Raw genomic sequence first — 21799 nt, forward strand, 5'->3', positions numbered from 1 at the left:
CATGAAACGTATACAAATGACTTCAAAATATACTCTTAGCTGCGCTGTGTTAGCCTTAGTAACACTAGCCTCATGTAAACAACAAGAAAACGCGGCACAACAAACCGAAAACTACTGCATTCCTGAAGAAATTGGCAAAGGATTAAATTTTGCCAAAGTAACCCAACGTCCAATTCAACGCACCTTGAGTTTAAACGGTACCGTGGAATACAACCAAGATAAAACAATCCCCTTCTACAGTTTAGTTGAAGGAGTCGTATTAAATGCCAAATTCTCCTTAGGGGATTATGTCAAAAAAGGACAGCTGTTGGTCGAAATAAGAAGCACTGACATCAACGAATTTAAAACAGAACTACGCGCAACTGAAGCGGAATTAAAAGTAGCTAAACGAGAACTAGAGTCTGTTTCATCTATGTATCAAGACGGACTCTCTTCTCAGAAGGAGTTGATGGAGGCCGAAGAAGATGTTCAAGTACTCGAGAGTAAGCTGGGCAGTGCAAAGAGCAACCTAGCGCTATTTAACGGGCAAAACAAAGAAGGTATTTATCAAATTATCGCCCCACAGGATGGGTATATCGTAACAAAAAATGTGGTCACAGGTATGACGCTAACCGATACGGACGAACCGTTGTTTACCATCGCCAATCTAAATGACGTTTGGATTATGGCTAATGTATACGCTACTTCCATGCGCTATGTAAAACCACAGGCAGAAGTACAAGTGAGTACACTCGCCTATCCCGATGAAAAGTTTAAAGGACAAATTTCGACTATTTCACAAGTGTTTGACGCGGAAGAACGCGTGTTGAAAGCGCGTATTGTGATGAACAATCACGAAATGAAACTGCGTCCCGGCATGTCTGCTGAGATTCACTTACTCCTTGACGACAACCAAGGCGAAGCACTAGCCGTACCAAACAACGCCATTATTTTTGACAACAATCAAAACTATGTGGTAACCTATACCGATGCTTGTCATCAAGAAATTCGCCAAATTACACCTTTAACCAAAAACCAAGAATACACCTACATCAGTGCAGGCGTACAAGAAGGTGAAACTGTAATTACAACGAATGAGCTATTGATTTACAACCAGTTAAACAATCACCTTTAATCCATAAACAGCGTAAAAAATGCAAAAATTTGTCAAAAATATTGTAGCTTTTTCCCTAAAAAACACCTTCATCGTTCTTTTTGGCGTGTTGTTATTGGTATTTGGTGGAATCTACAGCTATATTCATACGCCTATTGAGGCTTTTCCCGATGTAACCAATACCCGTGCCCGCATCATTACGCAATGGCCAGGACGAAGTGCAGAGGAAATTGAAAAATTTATCACCCTCCCTATTTCAAAGGAGATGAATACGATTCCCAATAAAGCGGAAGTTCGCTCTATCTCCCTCTTTGGATTATCCGTTGTAACGGTAATCTTTAACGATGAGATTGACGATTTTTACGCCCAACAATACGCGTCAAACCGCATGGGAAACGTCAACCTACCCGATGGAGCTGATTTTGAAATTGAACCACCTTCTGGAGCAACAGGAGAGATTTTCCGCTATATCATTCAAAGTGATTTACCCATCAAGGAAGTTACATCAATCCAAGACTGGGTAATTGAAAGAGAATTATTAGCGGTACCTGGAGTAGCCGATGTGGTTAGTTTTGGTGGTGAAGAAAAAATATTTGAAATTCAAATTAACCCAACGGAGCTGGTGAACTACGGTTTATCGCCTTTGGATGTTTATGAAGCCGTAGAAAAGAGCAACATCAACGTAGGTGGTGACGTAATTCAACGTGGAGACCAAGCCTATGTTGTGCGCGGTGTAGGTCTATTAGACAATATCGAAGACATCGAGAATATCCTCATTGAGGTAAAAGGCAATACCCCTATTTTGGTGAAACACGTAGCCAAAGTAGAAGTAAATGCCAAACCGCGATTGGGCCAAGTGAGCTTTCAAGACGAGGACGATGTCGTACAAGGCATTGTCGTTATGCTGAGAGGAGAAAATCCAAGCGAGGTCATCAGCAAATTACGCACAAAAATAGACGACCTTAACGACCGTATTTTACCGAAAAATGTAAAAATAGTTCCGATTATTGATCGAACGGATTTAGTCAATACAACGGTACATACCGTAACTAAAAACCTTATTGAAGGGGTTTTACTTGTATCGGTAATCGTCTTTATTTTCTTGTATAACTGGCGTACTACCTTTATCGTAGCCACGGTAATCCCTCTTTCCTTCTTATTCGCAATCATTATGTTGAAGATACAGGGACTCCCTGCCAATCTGATCTCTATGGGAGCCTTAGATTTTGGGTTACTGCTCGAAGGTACCCTCGTTATTGTTGAACACGTCTTTGTGGGACTGGAGAAAAAAGCACAAATCGTCGGCATGAAGCGCTTTAATAAAATGTCCAAATTAGGAACCATTCGAAAAAGTGCTAGTGGAGTTGCTGGCTATATTTTCTTTGCCCTCCTCATTTTAATTGTTGCTCTAATGCCCATCTTCTCCTTTGAAAAAGTAGAAGGAAAAATGTTCTCCCCTCTAGCGTTTACTTTGGGTTATGCCTTGTTAGGTTCTCTAATCTTGAGTTTGACCTATGTACCAGCCATGTGTAAACTCTTGTTGACTAAAAACATTGAGGAAAGAGAAAACTTCATCTCGAGATTCTTTAAAACCTCGATTTACAAAATGTTCAATTGGAGCTTCTACCACAAAAAGCTTACATTCGCCTTATTTGGCTTAATCCTCGTTGTTTGTGGTGTGCGATTCCATTACTATGGATCCGAGTTTTTACCAAAGCTAAACGAAGGTGCCATCTATATTCGCGCCACCTTACCTAGCAGCATCAACCTAGATGAATCCGTGCGATTAGCTAAAGAAATGAAAGGGTTATTGCGTGATTTTGACGAGGTAGAATTCGTGTTAACTCAAACAGGACGACCAAATGATGGAACGGATCCCACGGGATTCTTCAACATTGAATTTCATACACAGCTCAAACCTGAAAACGACTGGAAACGCCATATTTCCAAGGATGAATTACTAGAGGAAATGCGCGTTTCCCTAGAAAAATACCCTGGAATCAATTTCGGGTTTAGCCAACCTATTCAAGACAACGTCGAAGAATACGTTGCAGGAGTTAAGAGTTCGTTGGTAATTAAAATCTTTGGAGACAATCTCTTCGACCTAGAAAAATACGCAACAGAAGTTGCTCAAAGCATCAAGGATGTCCCTGGAATTACAGACTTAAACATATTCAAAAATATCGGTCTACCCGAATTGCGCATTTCCTTGAGTGATTCGAAAATGGCCAAATACGCCGTTACCACAGCAGATGCACAAGCAGTAATTGCAATGACCATAGGCGGACAAGCAGCAACAACCTTTTACGAAAACGAGCGCATGTTTGACGTGGTGTTGCGTTTCGAAAAAGAGTACAGAGATTCGGCAGAAAAAATTGGCGATATTCTAATTCCGAGTTTAGACGGCAAGCAAGTGCCTTTAAAGGAGATTGCAACCATTGATTACCACACCGGGCCTGCATTCATCTATCGCGAGGGCAATAGCCGTTATATCGGCATTGGATTCAGTATTGAAGGACGCGATTTGGGCAGTACCATTGCAGAAGCTAGAGCAAAAGTAGAAAAAGAAGTACACCTACCTTCCATCAATAAAATGGAATGGGCAGGAGAATTTGAAAGCAAGGAAAGAGCCGCTAAACAGTTAATCCTAGTGGTTCCTGTATCCTTAGTCTTAATTCTAATTTTACTTTACTTCAACTTTGGCAATGTTAAAGATACCGCAATTGCTTCGTTGACCTTGCCCTTTGCCTTTATTGGTGGATTTATCTCCCTTTGGGTTACAGGTACAACATTCGGAATCTCTGCCGGAATTGGATTCATTATCTTATTTGGGGTATCCACCATAGACGGAATCGTCCTCATTGGTGTGATGAAAGAAAACCTCAAGAAGCGAATGTCATTAGAAGAAGCTATTCGAGATGGCGTAAAAAGTCGTATCAGACCCGTTATTATGATTGCCTTGATGGGGTCTATGGGCTTACTTCCAGCCGCCTTGTCGAACGGAATGGGCTCCGAAATACAGAAACCCTTAGCCATTATGATTGTAGGGGGACTCATCATCGGAATGATCTTAGCCTTTACAATTTTACCTCAGGTGTTTTACTGGGCGTATAAAAACAAAGAGGAAGGAAAATAATAAGAATTAGCACTATAAAAAAAAGCTTGAGTTTAAACTCAAGCTTTTTTTATTTATTTGATTGATGAACCACCATTTGGGGCTCCAATTTATTAATTTGTGAACAACAATTCGCGGTATTTCGTCAAAGTCCACAATTCGTTGTCGACCATCATTTCTAATTTATCACTGTGGTAACGGATAATATCGAAATAAGGTTTTACCACGTGACAGTACATTTTAGCCTGTTCTTCTACATCTTCAACGGCATTCGCCAATTTGCGTTGATCTACCATTTCCGCAACTTTTAAGTTTATTTGTGCGATGTGGTAGGATATTTTTTTCAAGATGTGCAATTGTTCAGCCGCGTATTCTTTGTATGCTTCGTCTCCAAAAATTTCTTTTAATCCTTTTACGTTCTCAATCACTGAATTTTGGTACTTAATTGCAGTAGGAATTACGTGATTCTTAGCGATATCTCCCAAAACGCGTCCTTCGATTTGAATGCGCTTTACGTATTCTTCTAGTTCAATTTCATAACGTGCTTCAACCTCAACTTTTGACATTACTTGCATTTCTTCAAACACAGCAATTGACGCTGGATATACTTTTGCTTTTAACGCTTCTGGCGTTGTTTTATGGTTACTCAAGCCGCGTTTTGCTGCTTCCTCTTCCCATTCTTTGCTATAGCCATCACCTTCAAATAAAATGCGTTCACTTTCTTTGATGTATTCGCGCAATACATTGAAAATAGCTTCGTCTTTTTTCAATCCCCCTTGCTCAACCAATCCATCCACTGCTATTTTAAACTCTTTGAGTTGTTTCGCTACAATTGTATTTAAAACAGTCATCGGACCCGCACAGTTTGCCGTTGATCCAACTGCTCTAAATTCCCATTTATTTCCTGTGAAAGCAAAAGGCGATGTACGGTTACGATCGGTATTATCCAACAATACGTCTGGAATTTTCCCTACAACATTCAACTTCAAGTCGGTCTTTTCTTCAGGGGATAATTTACCGTCCGTTACTTCTTTCAACTCCTCTAACACTTTGGTCAGTTGCTGTCCGATAAACACGGACATAATAGCTGGAGGCGCTTCGTTAGCTCCTAAACGGTGATCGTTACTCGCAGAGGCAATCGCAGAGCGCAAAAGCTCTTCGTTGTCGTTTACTGCTTTAATTGTATTGATAAAGAAGGTTAAAAACTGTAAATTGCTCTTTGGTGTTTTACTAGGGCTTAATAGGTTCACCCCGGTATCAGTAGCTAAAGACCAGTTGTTGTGTTTTCCTGATCCGTTCACTCCTTTAAATGGCTTTTCGTGAAACAACACTTTGAAATGGTGTTTTTCCGCTACTTTTTTCATTACATCCATCAATAAGGAGTTGTGATCTACAGCTAAATTGATTTCTTCGAAAATAGGCGCTAGTTCAAACTGGTTAGGCGCTACTTCGTTATGTCTTGTTTTTACAGGAATTCCCAATAAAATACAGTGATTTTCTAGATCGTGCATATAGTTCAATACGCGCGTAGGAATAGAGCCAAAATAGTGATCATCTAACTGTTGTCCTTTCGCAGCCGTATGCCCTAATAAAGTGCGCCCAGTAGTTAAGATATCAGGACGCGAAGCAGCTAAAGCCGCATCGACTAAGAAATATTCTTGCTCCCAACCCAATGTTGGGGTTACTTTTTTTACGTTTTTATCAAAATAACGCGCTACTTCTGTTGCAGCATCGTCAATAGCGTTGATCGCTTTTAAAAGCGGTGTTTTATTATCTAACGCTTCCCCTGTATAAGAAATAAATACCGTTGGGATACACAACGTAGAACCAAAGATGAACGCTGGAGATGTAGGATCCCAAGCCGTATAGCCTCTCGCTTCAAATGTATTTCGGATGCCTCCATTCGGAAAACTCGATGCATCCGGTTCTTGTTGTACCAATTGACCTCCATTAAATTGCTCTACTGGATCACCGTCAAATTGTGTCTCAAAAAACGCATCGTGTTTTTCTGCCGTTGTTCCCGTTAAAGGCTGAAACCAGTGTGTATAATGAGTTACTCCTTTTGAAAGCGCCCACTCTTTCATCCCCAATGCGATGTAATCAGCTAAGCGACGATCAATCTTAATGCCCAATTGCGCATTTTTAACCGCCTGATAAGCCTCAGGAGTCAAAAATTGGCGCATCGACTTGTCATTAAAGACATGATCTCCAAATATTAATGATTTTCTACCCAGTTCTTCTACCTTCACAGCGCTCCTTGAGGCTGCTTTTTCAATTGCTCGAAAACGAAATGTTGACATAATTACACTTTTTTAAGGGACACCCCCTGTTTTGACTATGCAAAAATAATAAAAAACACAAAAAACCAACACACACCCCCTAGTTTTTTGCTCATTTTTTTTTATTTCTACTTATTTTTTTTTACTACCCACCGTTTTTCCCACACCTAAGTCACCTAATTTAGATTTGTTTTGGTGTGTGATGTACTAATCCTTCGTTTCAGAATTCCATCTCCATTATATATCACCATAAAAAAAAGCGATAGTGAAATTCACTATCGCTTTATCTTTTATTTATTTTTAGTACATTTTCTTTACTGGAGACTTCGTTAAGTCATACTTTATAAGCACTTCTTCGTAGCTCATTGGTTTTTCTATTGGATTCGTATTTGCACCTTGTTTCACACTAGCGCTCTTTTGCACTGGATCTTTCCCGGCAATATACACGACTCTAAAAATCATATCCGTTACAAATCCTGGATCATCATCTTTCCCTGGAGTTCCATTAAACAAACCTAGAGGCGCAGTTGCACGAGCTTCGATAGTAAAGTCATCCAAGCCGTATCGGTAGATGTACTCTAACTCCTCATCTTTATTTGTTGCTGTATCCTCTACAAAATAGCGAATTGGCAAGGGTGACCATATAGGACTATTATTCTTCTTATCTATTCCTTCAAATACAAAAACCATAAGTGCGTCTCCAAAATAGACTTTGGTAGGATGTTTTACCGTTTGTCCTGCGATATTTGCATTTAGATTTTGATTGAAGCTCAAGTGATACTCAAATACGTTAGCTGGTTCATAGCCTCCATTTGGTCCTTGAGGCCCTTGTGGTCCACGTGGTCCTTCACAGCTTACTGTAAATAAACTCCCCAAAACCACAGCACATAATAACATCATTTTTTTCATAAAATTGCCTTTTTCCTTTTTTCAAATGTATCGTTTAATTTACAAGCAGAATCCTTTATTAAGACATTTTTAGCATTCCCCGTCTTTTTATGACGAAAAGATTCTCTTTCTATCATTAAAGCTAAGATTCTTTTATCAAATAAAAAAAACAAATCTACAAAAAACGTTTTTCTTCGCGTCAATCTCTTATTTTTATGGGATAATTATTTCAAATTCAGAATAAAGTTATGAAAAAATTCGCGTGTATTTGTCTGCTCTTTATAGGTTGTGTTTCCTTAGCACAGCATCTTCAACCAGTAGCGGATTTACGAGAAATCAAAAACAGCTTGTATTTAGCAGAAGACATTCACAAACCATATGCAAGTGATTCCCTCCACTTGCTGACGCAGTATAAGAATATTTATCGATCGCCAGAAATGGGCTTAACCAATAAATGGGGGCTTTATTACCAAGAAGAAACGAAAGTGGCAGAGGTAGTTATTCGCGGTTCGGTCAATAAAGGAATAAGTTGGCTCGCTAATTACTACGCTGCCATGCTGCCCGCTCAAGGAACAATTGCATTGACACCCGAACACTTGGTCAACTATCGCTTTTCGGAAGACGACAAAGCTAGTGTTCACGCAGGATGGACAATTGCTTCTCTTTACTTATTGCAAGACATAAAACCCAAAATAGACAGTTTATATCGCGCCAACACAAAGGAAATTATCATTTCAGGTCATAGTCAAGGGGGAGTAATAGCTTATTTAATAACGGCCCAACTCAAACAATGGCAAAAGGAAAACACCCTGCCACGAGACATCCAGTTCAAAACGTATACGCTTGCTGCGCCAAAGCCAGGGAATGCATATTTTGCCTATCAATATGAAAAAACCATGCATCAATGGAGCTATTCGCTTATCAACACCCAAGATTGGGTGCCCGAAGTTCCTCCAACAACCCAACGCCTGCAAGATTTTAACCCCATTAGCCCGTTTAGCAGAGAAAACATCGACAAAAGCATGAAAAAAATTAGCTGGCCCAAACGCTGGTTTGCCCGTGGTATATACAATCGCGTGAGTACACCGACCAAGAAAAGTGTAAGGCGCTATGCAAAACTACTAGGCCCATTTTTATTTAAGGAAATTCAAAAATCACTTCCTGAATTACAAGAGCCACAGTACCGACAGGAAAGCAACTACAGCAGATGTGGAACCCCTATTGTGCTCGATGGATTACAAGATCCAACCTATCAAAATCAATTCAATCAATCTGACAACATCATGTCCCATCATTTACCCAATGCCTATTTGTATTTAATAGCACAACAAATCGAAAAATAAGCCTTCGATTTGTTTGCTTTTGTACGAGTATTTTCTCTCTAGAAGGAGAAATAGCCCTATTAAACCAAGAAATAAAAGAGTTCAAATCGCATTGACTGAGCAAGTTCAAAAAAAATCACCTAACTTAATCTCTATTTTTGTTACCTATATTAAGCAAAAATTAAGTTTTTCACATTTTTACAAACAAATGCAAAAAAAAATTTAATTTAATAATTCTTTAAATTATAAAGTAATATCCAATTTTAAACGCTAAACAAAAACAACTTTTCTCTAATATAAAGATAAAACGCATAAGTAATACCATAATTTTAACACCTATAAACCAACATATTAACACTATTAGATTTGGATTCTTGCTAAATTCTAACTAAACTAGCATTGGAATTGCATTAATATTATTGATGTAATTCTCCAACAACTCAACAACACTAGCAAACCTTATGAAACTCGAATTATTTGAAGAAGTACAAAGTAAACTAACCCACTTTGTACGGCATTTTGTTAAGATTACTCCTTATGGCAACTTGAACTCCCTTGCTTTTCAACATTATCACTATAATAATTTTAAAGCAATGACATCGACTTTATTTGAAGCACTACTGCATATCAACTATGCACAACTTCAAAAAAGCGAAGATAAAATTACCTATAGCACTCCTTTTTCTCTTACCTTAAATGAAAGTCAAGAATTAATACGAGAAATTGATTTTTCGAAAATAAAATTGGACAAACAAAGGAAAATACGCTGCGCTGTTCAGCAAGAAATAAAGGAAAAATTCAGCAACCAACCCGCCAATAGCTACAGCAGTATTTCGTTCAATTGTTTAGACCGAAGCAAACAAATGTGTGCCTTAGTAGGAACCATACACATTTCGGAAAACAGAGAGTATACAGTGAATCTCTTTTATCTAAAAATAGACACTCAACTCGAAGATCTTCTGCTCGATTTTAATTATTACCTCAAAGATAAAAACAAACACCTTTGCATTTATAACACGCTACTAGAATCTGAAACAGCCCATGATATAAAACTACTTTCTCTTTTACAACAACAACAGTTATCTCCTGAAGATTTTGAAGAAAATTTCATTTACTTTTTTGGCGATACCTTACTGGATTACCAAAAGAAAGAGCGCTTCTTAAAATCATTGGAATTGCTCCTTTTCTCTCCAAACTCAATGGAAGAAATTGCGAAAACTTGTGAAAAAAAGCGCACACCTTATACCTTATCTCAGTTTTTTAATAGTGCGAGATCCTCTAGAAATAACGCCGTGATCCGATATAACGTTGGTTAAATGATTAAACGGTTAACTACAAACGGTTGACCGTTAATTTTTTTTTATATCTTTGTCTCTCAGGTGCAAAACTGTTACCTACAATAATAGATCATGAAAAAATATTTATCCATACTTGTACTGTCGTTATCCGTACTTGTTACAGCTAATCCAATCATCAGTTGGAACTGTAACGAGATGGTTATGTCGAGTTGTATGGAGATGGAGGAAGACACTCTACCGTGTTGTGCCACTGATGCCGAAAGTAGTCATCAGAGTATGGCTGACATGTTGTGCTGTTCTCCAATGGCCCGTATCAATACGGTTCACATAGATCTACAAGTAGAGCAAACAGAAGCAGCCCCTGAAGCTAAAGGAAAAAAAGCGGCTATACAGGCAAAGTGGTTTAATTCCAACTACCTGACCGATTTAAAATCAGTATCATTTACCGCCTACCCTACCCCTATTGCCGTTGATGGTTTCAAATTCGATGCCATAGACCGGCTTTCCTACATTTGTATTTATCGCATATGATCGCGTTTGCCTTGTAAGTCTTTTCCTCTTGTGTCTTTCTTATGACCTTTCGAGACTTACTTCGCCCATTACCCTTTATTTAGAAACACAGCCGGCTATCCTTAAAAGGAATAAAGCCATACAACTGTATTGAAATCAATCCGTTGTATTTATTTTTTCCTTACCTTTAATAGGATAGACGGTAGTGATCGCCTCCTTTATTGGGACTATATGCGACGCCGTCGGTGTTTCTTATCGCGTATCATTAACACTTTAAAAACATCCATATGCTTAATAAAATCATTAAGTATTTTCTACATAATCGATTAATTACGATCATGATCCTAATTATCGTTATTGTATGGGGACTAATTACAGCCCCATTTACTTGGCATCAAAATCTTTTGCCAAGCGATCCAGTTCCCGTAGATGCCATTCCTGACATTGGTGAGAATCAGCAGATTGTTGCCACAGAATGGATGGGACGATCCCCTAAAGACATTCAAGAACAAGTTACCTACCCTTTAACCACTTCGTTATTAGGCGTTCCAGGAGTAAAAACGATCCGCAGTAGTTCGATGTTTGGAATGTCGTTTATCTATGTCATCTTTGAAGAAGACGTCGAATTTTATTGGAGTAGATCTCGCATCTTAGAAAAATTAAATTCATTACCTGCGGGGACTTTACCCGAAGGAGTGATCCCAACATTAGGTCCTGATGCTACGGCTTTAGGGCAGGTTTATTGGTATACCTTAGAAGGGAGAAACCCTCAAACGGGCGAACCTACAGGGGGGTGGGATCCTGATGAATTGCGTACGATTCAAGATTTCTATGCCAAATACAGCTTAGCTTCTGCCGAAGGTGTCTCTGAAGTAGCTTCTATTGGAGGTTATGTCAAAGAATATCAGGTAGAAGTAAAACCCGACGCTATGCGTGCCTATAATGTTTCCATTATGGATATTATGGGGGCGATTCAGAAGAGCAACCTCGATATCGGGGCTGAAACCATAGAGATTAACCAAGCAGAATACCTTGTTCGCGGATTGGGATATATCAAGAGCATTCAAGATTTAGAAGATGCTGTCGTTACAGTGCGCAATAATACGCCTGTAAAAATAAAAGATGTCGCTTTCGTCAATTTAGGTCCTGCTACGCGCAGGGGTGGTTTAGACAAAGAGGGCATTGAAGCTGTTGGAGGAGTTGTTGTGGCCCGTTATGGCGCTAATCCTATGCAAGTTATTGACAATGTAAAAGATAAAATTGCCGCCATGGAAGCTGGTCTTCCACAAAAAACACTAGCAGATGGAACGATTTCCAAAGTAACAGTTGTTCCTTTTTACGATCGTTCGGGTTTAATTAAAGAAACCATTGGCACCCTAGAGACAGCCTTGGCACACGAAATACTCATTTGTATTATCGTTGTGATTGTATTGGTGATCAATTTACGTGCTTCCATTATTATTTCCAGTATTTTGCCTATTGGTGTACTGGCCACTTTTATCATCATGCGTTACATGGGGATTGAGGCCAATATTGTAGCCTTATCAGGTATTGCTATCGCCATTGGTGTTATGGTCGATGTGGGGGTCGTCTTTGTTGAAAGCATCATTCGCTACATGGAAGAGGAACGGGCCCGGGGGGTAGAAAGTAAAGGAAAAGCCTTTGCCAACCTGATCGTTAAGGCCGTTTCTGAGGTGTCTGGTGCCCTATCTACGGCAATGTTAACCACAATTATCAGTTTCTTGCCTGTGTTCGCCATGGAAGCTCAAGAAGGAAAATTGTTTAAGCCCTTAGCCTATACCAAAACATTTGCTTTGGTATCTGCTTTTCTACTAGGACTTATCATCTTGCCCACACTGGCCTACTATATTTACTCTATCAAAATAAATAAAGCAAAAGTGCGCAAAATTGCCAATTACATCCTGTGTGTATTGGGAATTGCCTTGTGGATCTATACAGGTATTTTTACCGCCATTGCTTTAACCTTTGTGGGAATCAACAACCTCTACACCCCTAAATGGAGAAATGAAAAAACAGCGAACTACATCAATGTGGGCATCACCTTGTTTGTAGCTGTTTACTACTTAGCCATCGAATGGCTTCCATTGGGTACACAAGCCCATACAGGTTTAAACTTTGTTTTTGTTATTCTCGCCATAGGCAGTATTCTAGCCATTTTGTGGACCCTCGTTATTTACTATGAACAGATCTTGCGCTGGGCATTAGCCAATCGTTGGAAGTTCATGTCCATCCCTATTCTCACTGTTATTTTAGGTCTGGTGGCTTGGCTGGGATTCAACACATCGTTTGGATTTGTTGCTAAAGGCTTCGAAAGCGTTGGTTGGAAATCATTTAGAGAAACGGCGTTTTGGGAAAAATCTTCCCAAACCTTTCCTGGTATAGGGGAAGAATTTATGCCGAGCTTAAACGAGGGTTCGTTTTTACTCATGCCTACGAGTATGCCTCACACGGGAATTGAGCAAAACTTAAACTTTATCCGAACATTAGACAAACGCATTCAACATATTCCGGAAGTAGAACTGACCATTGGTAAATGGGGACGTGTGAACTCTGCCCTTGACCCTGCTCCTACTCAAATGTTTGAAAACACCATCAACTATAAACCCGAATATTTCTTAAATGAAGAGGGACATCGCGAGCGATTTAAAGTTGCGAAAAACGGCGATTTTGAGTTGATCGACGGCTCTACCTATCACGTATCCAACGGCTATCGTCAGATTTCGAGAGACAGCTTGATTCCAGATAAGAATGGAAAGTTCTTCAGACAATGGCGTCCAGAAATTAAGAGTCCGGAGGATATATGGCAACAAATCGTCAACGTTTCCCATATTCCTGGCCTAACTTCAGCACCAAAATTACAACCTATTGAAGCGCGTTTGGTTATGCTGTCAACGGGTATGCGTGCGCCTATGGGATTAAAAGTTTCAGGTCCTGATCTAGAATCGATTGAAGAAGGAGGTAAAGCATTGGAAACGGCGCTCAAAGACATTCCTTCTATTATGCCGTCGACTGTTTTCTACGATAGAGCTGTAGGTGCTCCTTATGTAGAAATACACCTAAACAGAACCAATATGGCGCGTTATGGCATTACCGTTGCTGATCTACAAGAAGTCTTAGGCGCAGCAGTTGGTGGTATGCAATTAACAACTACGGTTGAAGGGCGTGAACGCTTCCCTGTTCGCTTGCGCTATCCACGTGAATTGAGAGACAATCCCGAAGCATTGGCCAAGCTTTTAATCCCAACAGGAACTGGTATTCAAATCCCACTTAGTGATGTTGCCGATATTGCCTATGCCAAAGGATCTCAGATGATTCAAAGTGAAAATACCTTCTTGTTAGGCTATGTAATTTTTGATAAAATTAGTGGAAAAGCTGAAGTTGACGTAGTACGCGAAGCAGATAAAATACTAAAATCGAAAATAGAATCGGGTGAATTGACCTTGCCAAAAGGAGTGACATATACTTTTGCGGGAAATTACCAACAACAAGAACGCGCGGCTCAACGCTTACTATACGTTGTTCCGATGAGTTTATTGGCAATTCTCTTGATTTTGTACTTCCAGTTCAAAACCATCACGGCCTCTTTGATTCATTTCTCAGGGGTATTTGTAGCCTTTGCAGGTGGTTTCATCTTGTTGTGGCTGTATGGACAACCTTGGTTTATGAACTTCTCAATTGGTGATATGAATATGCGGGATTTATTCCAAATGCACAGCATTAACCTCAGTATTGCCGTTTGGGTGGGATTCATTGCCCTCTTTGGTTTAGCAACCAATGACGGGGTACTGATGGGAACCTATATTCACGATACGTTTGAAGCTAGAGATCCCAAGACCAAAGACGAGATTCGCGAGGCTGTAGTTTACGCTGGACTAAAGAGAGTTCGACCAGCAGCAATGACTACGGCAACGGCTTTAATTGCCTTGCTACCCGTTATGACCTCCACCGGAAAAGGGGCTGAAATTATGATTCCGATGGCGATTCCAACCTTTGGTGGGATGCTCATCCAATCCATGACGATGTTTGTCGTTCCGGTATTCCAATGTTGGTGGCGTGAATGGGCCATCAAAAAAGAACAGAAGTCTAATAAAAAAATTGCTACAAATGAATAAGTTATATACAGTGCTCTTTGTTTTACTAGGGGTTTCCACCTCTATTTCACCGCTTTGGGCACAAGAAACGCCTGTGGATTCTCTGGGCTATTACACCCAGATAGCCCTTGAACGCAATCCAGGCGTGCAGGCCCAGCGTTTGGCATACGAAGCATTCCTAGAAAAAATTCCACAAGCAGGAGCCTTTGAAGACCCTGAATTGTCGATGGGATTTTATACCAAACCTATGGATATCGTAGGGGGAAGACAAATTGGCGATCTTACCTTAATGCAGATGTTGCCTTGGTTTGGAACAAAAAAATCAGCCAAAAAAGAAGCCAATCACATGGCTAGTATGCAAATGCAACAATACAGAGAGGTAAAAGAGTCCGTAATTTTACAAGTACACACCCAGTGGTACGTCTTACAAAAATTACAACAACAAGTCCACAATGCCCAACAAAATAAAAAACTGTTAGAGCAATTGGAACAATTGGCTATACAGAAATTTTCCTCTCCTTCTGGAGCAACTGCTTCTAACAGCATGGCTAGTACAGTATCCCCAACGAGTAGTACCGCTACTTCCACAGGATCGAGTATGGGGGGAATGGCGATGGGCGGTTCTTCTGCAGTGGCTACTACCCCTACCCCAGCAAACGCGAGCAGCAGTGCGATGTCCAATATGGGAGGCAGTAGTGGCGGATCCGGCATGTCTGATGTTTTGCGCATTCGCCTAGAAACCATCGAAGTTGAGAATACAATCGAGAGCTTACAGGCGCAAATCAAAGCGGAAAAAATCAAGTTCAATGCCTTACTTGACCAGGAAGCACAAGCTGTTGTTACGGTTCCTAAACAAATTGAAAAAGTGCCTTTTTTCATGACAGATGAAGAGGTTCAAACCGCAATAGAAACCAATAACCCGATGTTGGCTATGCTGACCGAAGAAGGATTGGCCTACCAAGCCAAAGCGGAAATGGATCGCAAAATGAGTTATCCAATGCTGGGACTCGGTGTGCAGTATATGATTATTGGAAAAACCAATGATCCCATGCTGGCAATGGGCAATATGAATGGAAAAGATATGATTATGCCCATGGTCACACTTTCACTCCCCGTATTTAGAAAAAAATACAAAGCCCAGCAAGAAGAAGGTAAAAAGTGGTGGCAATCGAGTGAAGCCAAGTACAAGGATACCTATAATACCCTACTCGCTTCGTACTACAGCTTTAAAAATCAGGTGGAAGACACAGAGCGTACGATCACCTTATTGGAAAAACAAACGACTTTGGCAGAAACGACATTCAACCTAATTGTCAAAGAATTTGTAACGGGAAAAAGCGATTTGACCAATGTGATTCAAGTACAACGTCAATTGCTCGACTACCAGCTGAAAAAAGCAGAAGCTATTGCGAACTACAATACACTTGTAGCCTCCATTGAGAATATCACTGCGACTACTAACGATTTATAAAACACAGACAATGAGTACATTTAAAGATATAATTAAAAATAACACAGTAAAATACGGAGCTATTTTATTGGTTGGACTTCTTTTAGGGTGGTTGGTTTTTGGTGGATCTGCCACACATGAGCACAATGGAGAAGCCGCGCCTACCGAAGAAGCTGCAGTTGTATGGACGTGTTCCATGCATCCACAAATTAAAATGGACAAACCAGGCAAATGTCCCTTATGTGCCATGGATTTAATTCCGCTAAAATCCTCAGGTGGTGGAGATGAGGCGATTGATGATGACGCTATTCAAATGTCTAAAGAGGCCATTGCTTTAGCCAATATACAAACTACTGTCGTGGGTCGACAGGAGGCCATAAAGGACATCCAATTATACGGAACCATTCAAGTAGATGAACGTTTACAACAATCCCAAACCTCACACGTCAATGGGCGTATTGAGAAGTTGTACATTAATTTTACAGGAGAATCCGTCAAACAAGGGCAATTAATTGCAACGATATATTCCCCTGATTTACTCAACGCTCAACAAGAGCTTTTAGAGGCGCAAAAACTCACCGACTTCCAACCGATGTTGTTGGATGCGGCAAAAGAGAAGTTGCGCTTATGGAAAATGTCGGAGGGGCAGATCAACAAAGTCCTTTCAACGGGAAAAGTATCGCCTTATGTGAGTATTACAGCTAATACAAGTGGAATCGTAACGGCTAAAAACGTCAATCAAGGAGATTATATCAACCAAGGATCTGTTTTATACAGCATTTCAAACATGACCAAGCTGTGGGCTATTTTTGAGGCTTATGAAGGCGATTTACCATTTTTAAAAGAAGGAGACCTATTAGAGTACACTTTGCAAAGTATTCCTGGAAAAGTGTATCAAGGAAAAATATCTTTTATTAATCCCATTATTGATGCGACCTCGCGCACGGCTAAAATACGCGTAGAAACGGACAACAAAGATCAGGCATTAAAGCCTGAGATGTATGCTACAGCAAGTATTAAATCGCCCATTCGCGCCAAGGAAAACCAACAGCTGACAATACCTAAATCAGCCGTTTTATGGACGGGGAAACGCTCCGTAATATACGTCAAACAACCCCATACAACTACGCCAGCTTTTAAGATGAGAGAAATTGTATTGGGACCTTCTTTAGGCGATCACTATATTGTTGCCTCAGGATTAGAAGATGGAGAAGAGATTGTAACAAGAGGGGTGTTTACCGTAGATTCTAGTGCTCAACTTGAGGGTAAACCCAGCATGATGAATAACGATACGCCAACCATAGCAAAAGCTGAACACGAGGCACATGCCATGTTTGTCGTTCACGGTAATTGTGATATGTGTAAAGCCCGTATAGAAAAAGCGGCCAAAGCCGTTCCTGGAGTAGTTGGTGCTACCTGGAATTCCAAAGATCAACTGTTGCATCTAAACTTCGATTCATCGAAAACAGATCAAAACAAAATCAGCAAAGCCGTTGCTCAAGCTGGACATGATACGGCATTAGATCAAGCACCAGATCAAGTGTATAAGGATTTACCTCCTTGTTGTTTATACGATCGTGCTCCAATGAAACCCAACACAACAGACCACACAAAACACGGAGATCATCAAGCAGCTGCAACAACTAAGGGTAAAGCAACACAGCAAGAACATCACAAGCAAGGCCACAAACAGGAGCAGCAAGGACATGCCATGTTAACGGTTAAAGGAAATTGCGCAATGTGTAAGGAACGCATTGAAACCGCTGCCAAAGCGGTAGCGGGGGTTTCAACAGCCACATGGGATGTCCATGGAAAAGTACTTCACCTCAACTTTGACCCTGCAAAAACCGATCAAAAGAAAGTCAGTAAAGCGATTGCTGCTGCAGGACATGACACTGCGTTAGACAAAGCCCAAGACAAAACCTACAACAGTTTACACAGTTGTTGTCAATATGACCGCTAAATAAAGCTGGAACCCAGAAAATAGCTACAAACTGAGCATAGACAAATTTCTAATTTTCAATTAGTTATTCTATTATTTTCATTTTTATGCGATTATCCTTGGTGTTTCTGTAAAAAATAGAATATATTTGCACCATCAAAATGAGAAAGTATCACTACTATTTCTTTTGATGGTGTTTAAATCATCCATGATTTAATGGTCCAATAGCTCAGCTGGATAGAGCAACTGCCTTCTAAGCAGTAGGTCTCAGGTTCGAATCCTGATTGGATCACAAAAAGCCTTCGAAAAATCGAAGGCTTTTTTTATCAAAATCAATACAAACTATTATTTCACACTAAAATTAGACTCAAAAAACTCTCTATAGTCATACTATTTCCCATTCTGGTCTTGGTATTTTCTTTCCTTTTTAAGTCGATAAGTAGCAGAAAAACAACAAAAAGCAAGAAGGACGAATAGTCCTCCAATTACATAGGTATAGTTTCCCATCCGATCGAGTACAATCGCAACTTTATCTACTTCCTTTTCCACTTCTATTTCGCCATTTTCTAATGCTACTTGTAAAAACATTTCCTTCGTCTTCTCTTTTTGCAATTGAAGATCAAGCAAGTTTTTATCATTTGAAAACTTAATGCTATCCGAATACACAAATACATTTCTCTTGTAAGGATCAACAAGATTTAAAACTTTTATATAGGTTCCGTATGGAACAGTTCCGAAAGTAAATACGAGTCCATTTTTTTTATCGTCTCGAGAAATAATCTCTTCTATTTTGCGCTTTGCTTCGAGTAAAAGTATTTGATCTAGTTTAGGATCTCCTGTAAACTCAACCGACTCAAATACAACACCTTCAAATGGACCTCCACCAAAACAATCGTAAAAACCCGCATCTTCCAAAAAAACATCCACTCCCCTATAGTCACGAGTCGCTATCGTTTGTTGGATGTAGAAATACCCCAATAAAGGCAAAAACAGCGGCGTAATCATACCTGGTACGTAGTACTTTCTCATTCGAAGTGCATTGAATAGTTTGGAATGAAAATACGCAATTATTTTGAATTAATTTACGGCTTACGATCATCTTAGCTATCATAAGAAAAACTATGCTCTCAAACCTTAAAAAAACAAGCACACAATACATATGTCATATATTAACAAATAATACATTAAAACTGTAAGTTTAATCAAAAAAAATATATTAAATTTAGGTTAAATCAATTTAAAATTCATGTATTATGAAAAAAATCTTATTCCCAGCGATAGGTTGTATGTTTTTTGCTATTAGCTGCAGTAACGATGCTGAAAACAAAGAGACCGTAAAAGATGATCTCTTAAAAACTGAACTGGATTATACCAGTATTAAACAAAGTGCTGAATATTTAGCATTCGAAAACAGGTATATGCAATATGTCAAACTAGAAATTAGTCAAAATGATTTTTTATCTACTCAAACAAGTTTAGACCTTGCTAAAGCATTTTTAATTAGAATAGGAGAACCTAACTACGGTGGATATTCTTCTATGGAAGACATTATATCGTATGCCTTAGCTAAATATTTAGAAATCCATAATTCTTAATAGCCATGAGAAAATTTTTAGTTTTATTGTTTATTTGTGTTTTTTCACAAACCAGTTTTGCTACTAGGATACTAGAAATTCGAAACAATTCAGATTGTCCTAAAACTTTTTACGCCATACAGTTAATGCATTATTCCCCTATCCCTGAAGATACAATAGTTTATCGTTTTTCATTAGATCCTATTACCTTAGAGCCCCATCAATTTGTAAGGTTTTCCCAATATACAATGGGAGACAATATTACCTTCCCTTACTGTATTGAATCTCAAACCCCTCATAACAAGTATGTGATTCACAATTATTGCGATTATTTAGAAGAATTATATTATAAAGAATTCAGATGGTGGCATGGAGATTCTTCACCTTTTACTCACTATTATCCTCAATTTTGTAATGAGGTACCTCCCTACGTATTTTTTAATGATATTAAATTTCAAGGATTTAAACTATGTCAATATAACCCATTAAAAAAGAATGGGACCAACTGTGATATAATTCCAGTAACTATAAATTCAACTATAGAATCTTTAGCGTTGTATGATAGAGATAATAGAAATCAACCTGGATATCTTAACCAAATTCAATATCAAGTTATTAGAAACAACGCCATTTATCATGAATTAGTTACTTTAAATAATCCTTGCCCATACTAGTATTAACAAATAAGTTTAATAATAAAAACACCTCAGTAATTCAATGATTGAGGTGTTTTTATTATTGCAATTTAAGCATTCTAGTCTAGGTAAAGCATTTCTCTTTAACTTCTGATAAATAGTAGAAAAACAACTGCATACAAGGACTACAAACAACACCCCAATCACATAGGTATAGTTTCCGAGACCGCATTATCCTTAATTTATCTACCTCTAGTTCCTCTTTTTCTCCTACATTGAGAATAATCAATAGAAGCCTCTTTCATCAATATTATTGCTCTACCTATGTACAATAGCTCTTTTGTGTTTATCCTATTATCCATTCGTCTTTTCCTCCTTAATTATATAACAAGCCAGGTACAACACATGGCAAACAAATAGCGCCAATCCTGTTAGAAGTAATAAATCTACGGGAATCAAATTTGTTACTGCAGAGAGGACAAAAGTCAACAATAACTGTAAAGAACCCAACAAAGCGGAAGCCGAACCGCTCGTTTCCACAAAGGGTTCTAGGGCTAATTTAGTTGTTGCGGGGAATAAAACTCCCAAGGTTAATACCATAAAAAATAGCGGAATCAACAGCCATTCAATGGGTTGTTGTAGGATACAAAACACTAAGAAAACGAGGCTTACTCCTAGTCCAAAGATCGTCGTATACAAGATAATCTGACGAATTGACCACCAACGAGTAAAAGCACTTGACACCCAAGCGCCAAGCATTAATCCCACAGCATTAAAGGCGAAGATATAGCTAAAAGTGGCGGAAGACAATTGGCCGTACTCCATAATCAAATAGGGCGCATTGGCCAAGTAAATCATTAAAATACTATACGTTACACTGCCGATCAGTGTGTATTTTAAAAAGGTTTTGACCTGCAATATCTCCTTAAAATCTTGTATAAGATTGCGTTTTTGAACCACAGTCGTTTTCTTTTTGGTTTCAGGTAAAAACAAGACGACGAGGAGTAGAGAAATAACACCTAAGACAAAGAGGGTGACAAAGGTGGATTGCCAGTTGAAATGAGAAACTAAGAAATTTCCAGCTACAGGTCCGATAATGGGAGCCACTCCAGCAATAATCGCTAAAAGGGAGAATATACGCATCGTATCATCCTGTTCAAAGTATTCATTGACAATAGCTCTTGCAATAACAACACCTGCACATCCCGCAAAGGCTTGAAAGAAGCGTGCCACCCAAAATTGCTCAATTGTTTGGGCATAAATACAGGCGACTGTCGCCGCTATAAATAACAACAAAGAGAGTATTGTCGGCCATTTACGACCATACTTATCGGAAATAATTCCCCAAAACAATTGACCTATAGCGAAGCCCGCTAAAAAGGTGGAAATGGAAAACTGAATGGATTTCAAATCGGTTTGATAGTATTGGGCCATTTTTAAAAATCCTGGCAAATACAAATCAATACTAAAAGGCTCTAACGCAGACAAAAGGGCTAATATTAGCACTACGATAAACTGCTGTTTCTTTAACTTACTCATCATTTTTTCTTAAAGAGGCAAAAATACGCTGCCTTCAAAAAG

At 39.2% G+C, this 21799-nt stretch carries 14 protein-coding genes and 1 tRNA gene; 11 read left to right on the plus strand and 4 right to left on the minus strand.

The features are described 5' to 3' along the window. Position 1: 1 nt before the first annotated feature. Both HX062_RS14080 and HX062_RS14085 read left to right on the plus strand, forming a co-directional pair. On the plus strand, positions 2-1114 hold the full coding sequence (locus HX062_RS14080; RefSeq protein ID WP_286467831.1) for an efflux RND transporter periplasmic adaptor subunit: 1113 nt from the start codon (positions 2-4) through the stop codon (positions 1112-1114). A gap of 19 nt (positions 1115-1133) precedes the next feature. Next, positions 1134-4229 (plus strand): efflux RND transporter permease subunit, encoded by a 3096-nt coding sequence (locus HX062_RS14085; RefSeq protein ID WP_286467832.1) that lies wholly within the window; start codon positions 1134-1136, stop codon positions 4227-4229. 92 nt (positions 4230-4321) lie between these two features. Here the strand turns inward: HX062_RS14085 and HX062_RS14090 are convergent, their stop codons facing one another. Both HX062_RS14090 and HX062_RS14095 read right to left on the minus strand, forming a co-directional pair. After that, positions 4322-6508 (minus strand): glutamine synthetase III family protein, encoded by a 2187-nt coding sequence (locus HX062_RS14090; RefSeq protein ID WP_182628511.1) that lies wholly within the window; start codon positions 6506-6508, stop codon positions 4322-4324. A gap of 279 nt (positions 6509-6787) precedes the next feature. Further along, a complete protein-coding gene (locus HX062_RS14095; protein ID WP_182628512.1) occupies positions 6788-7396 on the minus strand; it encodes a hypothetical protein in 609 nt (202 codons plus the stop codon). Between the two features lie 227 nt (positions 7397-7623). Between HX062_RS14095 and HX062_RS14100 the strand changes: the two genes are divergently transcribed. From HX062_RS14100 to HX062_RS14130, 7 genes are all read left to right on the plus strand, one after another. Next, positions 7624-8718 carry a lipase family protein gene (locus tag HX062_RS14100; RefSeq protein ID WP_182628513.1) on the plus strand — a complete coding sequence of 365 codons (1095 nt, stop codon included), beginning with the start codon at positions 7624-7626 and terminating at the stop codon, positions 8716-8718. A gap of 440 nt (positions 8719-9158) precedes the next feature. Continuing rightward, positions 9159-10013 (plus strand): hypothetical protein, encoded by an 855-nt coding sequence (locus HX062_RS14105; RefSeq protein ID WP_286467834.1) that lies wholly within the window; start codon positions 9159-9161, stop codon positions 10011-10013. Positions 10014-10106: 93 nt separating this feature from the next. Beyond that, positions 10107-10526 (plus strand): hypothetical protein, encoded by a 420-nt coding sequence (locus HX062_RS14110; protein ID WP_286467835.1) that lies wholly within the window; start codon positions 10107-10109, stop codon positions 10524-10526. 266 nt (positions 10527-10792) lie between these two features. After that, the gene (locus HX062_RS14115) at positions 10793-14638 is read left to right on the plus strand and encodes an efflux RND transporter permease subunit (RefSeq protein ID WP_286467836.1); all 3846 of its coding nucleotides are present in this window, start codon (positions 10793-10795) and stop codon (positions 14636-14638) included. Beyond that, positions 14631-16088: a TolC family protein gene (locus HX062_RS14120; RefSeq protein ID WP_286467837.1), complete on the plus strand. Its 1458-nt coding sequence runs from the start codon at positions 14631-14633 to the stop codon at positions 16086-16088. The genes HX062_RS14115 and HX062_RS14120 overlap by 8 nt, the downstream gene beginning before the upstream one ends. A 10-nt stretch (positions 16089-16098) precedes the next feature. Next, positions 16099-18030: an efflux RND transporter periplasmic adaptor subunit gene (locus HX062_RS14125; protein WP_286467838.1), complete on the plus strand. Its 1932-nt coding sequence runs from the start codon at positions 16099-16101 to the stop codon at positions 18028-18030. A 197-nt stretch (positions 18031-18227) separates the two neighbouring features. Next, positions 18228-18301 (plus strand) — tRNA-Arg (locus HX062_RS14130). Between the two features lie 98 nt (positions 18302-18399). Here HX062_RS14130 and HX062_RS14135 read toward each other — a convergent pair. Then, positions 18400-19038: a hypothetical protein gene (locus tag HX062_RS14135; protein ID WP_286467839.1), complete on the minus strand. Its 639-nt coding sequence runs from the start codon at positions 19036-19038 to the stop codon at positions 18400-18402. A 224-nt stretch (positions 19039-19262) separates the two neighbouring features. On the opposite strand from HX062_RS14135, the gene HX062_RS14140 reads away from it, so the two are divergent. Both HX062_RS14140 and HX062_RS14145 read left to right on the plus strand, forming a co-directional pair. After that, a complete protein-coding gene (locus HX062_RS14140) occupies positions 19263-19604 on the plus strand; it encodes a hypothetical protein (RefSeq protein ID WP_182628520.1) in 342 nt (113 codons plus the stop codon). A gap of 5 nt (positions 19605-19609) precedes the next feature. Then, the gene (locus HX062_RS14145) at positions 19610-20257 is read left to right on the plus strand and encodes a hypothetical protein (protein WP_286467840.1); all 648 of its coding nucleotides are present in this window, start codon (positions 19610-19612) and stop codon (positions 20255-20257) included. 315 nt (positions 20258-20572) lie between these two features. Here HX062_RS14145 and HX062_RS14150 read toward each other — a convergent pair whose 3' ends face one another. Then, positions 20573-21757: a multidrug effflux MFS transporter gene (locus HX062_RS14150; RefSeq protein ID WP_182628545.1), complete on the minus strand. Its 1185-nt coding sequence runs from the start codon at positions 21755-21757 to the stop codon at positions 20573-20575. Positions 21758-21799: the final 42 nt, after the last annotated feature.

It is taken from the genome of Myroides sp. DF42-4-2 (assembly GCF_030326445.1).
Lineage (GTDB): Bacteria > Bacteroidota > Bacteroidia > Flavobacteriales > Flavobacteriaceae > Flavobacterium.

Bases quoted from the DNA above. Each gene is read 5' to 3' on its own strand.
- HX062_RS14085 (WP_286467832.1), top strand. From the start codon at position 1,134: ATGCAAAAATTTGTCAAAAATATTGTAGCTTTTTCCCTAAAAAACACC.
- HX062_RS14125 (WP_286467838.1), top strand. From the start codon at position 16,099: ATGAGTACATTTAAAGATATAATTAAAAATAACACAGTAAAATACGGA.
- HX062_RS14120 (WP_286467837.1), top strand. From the start codon at position 14,631: ATGAATAAGTTATATACAGTGCTCTTTGTTTTACTAGGGGTTTCCACC.
- HX062_RS14110 (WP_286467835.1), top strand. From the start codon at position 10,107: ATGAAAAAATATTTATCCATACTTGTACTGTCGTTATCCGTACTTGTT.
- HX062_RS14135 (WP_286467839.1), bottom strand. From the start codon at position 19,038: ATGAGAAAGTACTACGTACCAGGTATGATTACGCCGCTGTTTTTGCCT.
- HX062_RS14100 (WP_182628513.1), top strand. From the start codon at position 7,624: ATGAAAAAATTCGCGTGTATTTGTCTGCTCTTTATAGGTTGTGTTTCC.
- HX062_RS14115 (WP_286467836.1), top strand. From the start codon at position 10,793: ATGCTTAATAAAATCATTAAGTATTTTCTACATAATCGATTAATTACG.
- HX062_RS14145 (WP_286467840.1), top strand. From the start codon at position 19,610: ATGAGAAAATTTTTAGTTTTATTGTTTATTTGTGTTTTTTCACAAACC.
- HX062_RS14150 (WP_182628545.1), bottom strand. From the start codon at position 21,757: ATGAGTAAGTTAAAGAAACAGCAGTTTATCGTAGTGCTAATATTAGCC.
- HX062_RS14140 (WP_182628520.1), top strand. From the start codon at position 19,263: ATGAAAAAAATCTTATTCCCAGCGATAGGTTGTATGTTTTTTGCTATT.
- HX062_RS14080 (WP_286467831.1), top strand. From the start codon at position 2: ATGAAACGTATACAAATGACTTCAAAATATACTCTTAGCTGCGCTGTG.
- HX062_RS14090 (WP_182628511.1), bottom strand. From the start codon at position 6,508: ATGTCAACATTTCGTTTTCGAGCAATTGAAAAAGCAGCCTCAAGGAGC.
- HX062_RS14095 (WP_182628512.1), bottom strand. From the start codon at position 7,396: ATGAAAAAAATGATGTTATTATGTGCTGTGGTTTTGGGGAGTTTATTT.
- HX062_RS14105 (WP_286467834.1), top strand. From the start codon at position 9,159: ATGAAACTCGAATTATTTGAAGAAGTACAAAGTAAACTAACCCACTTT.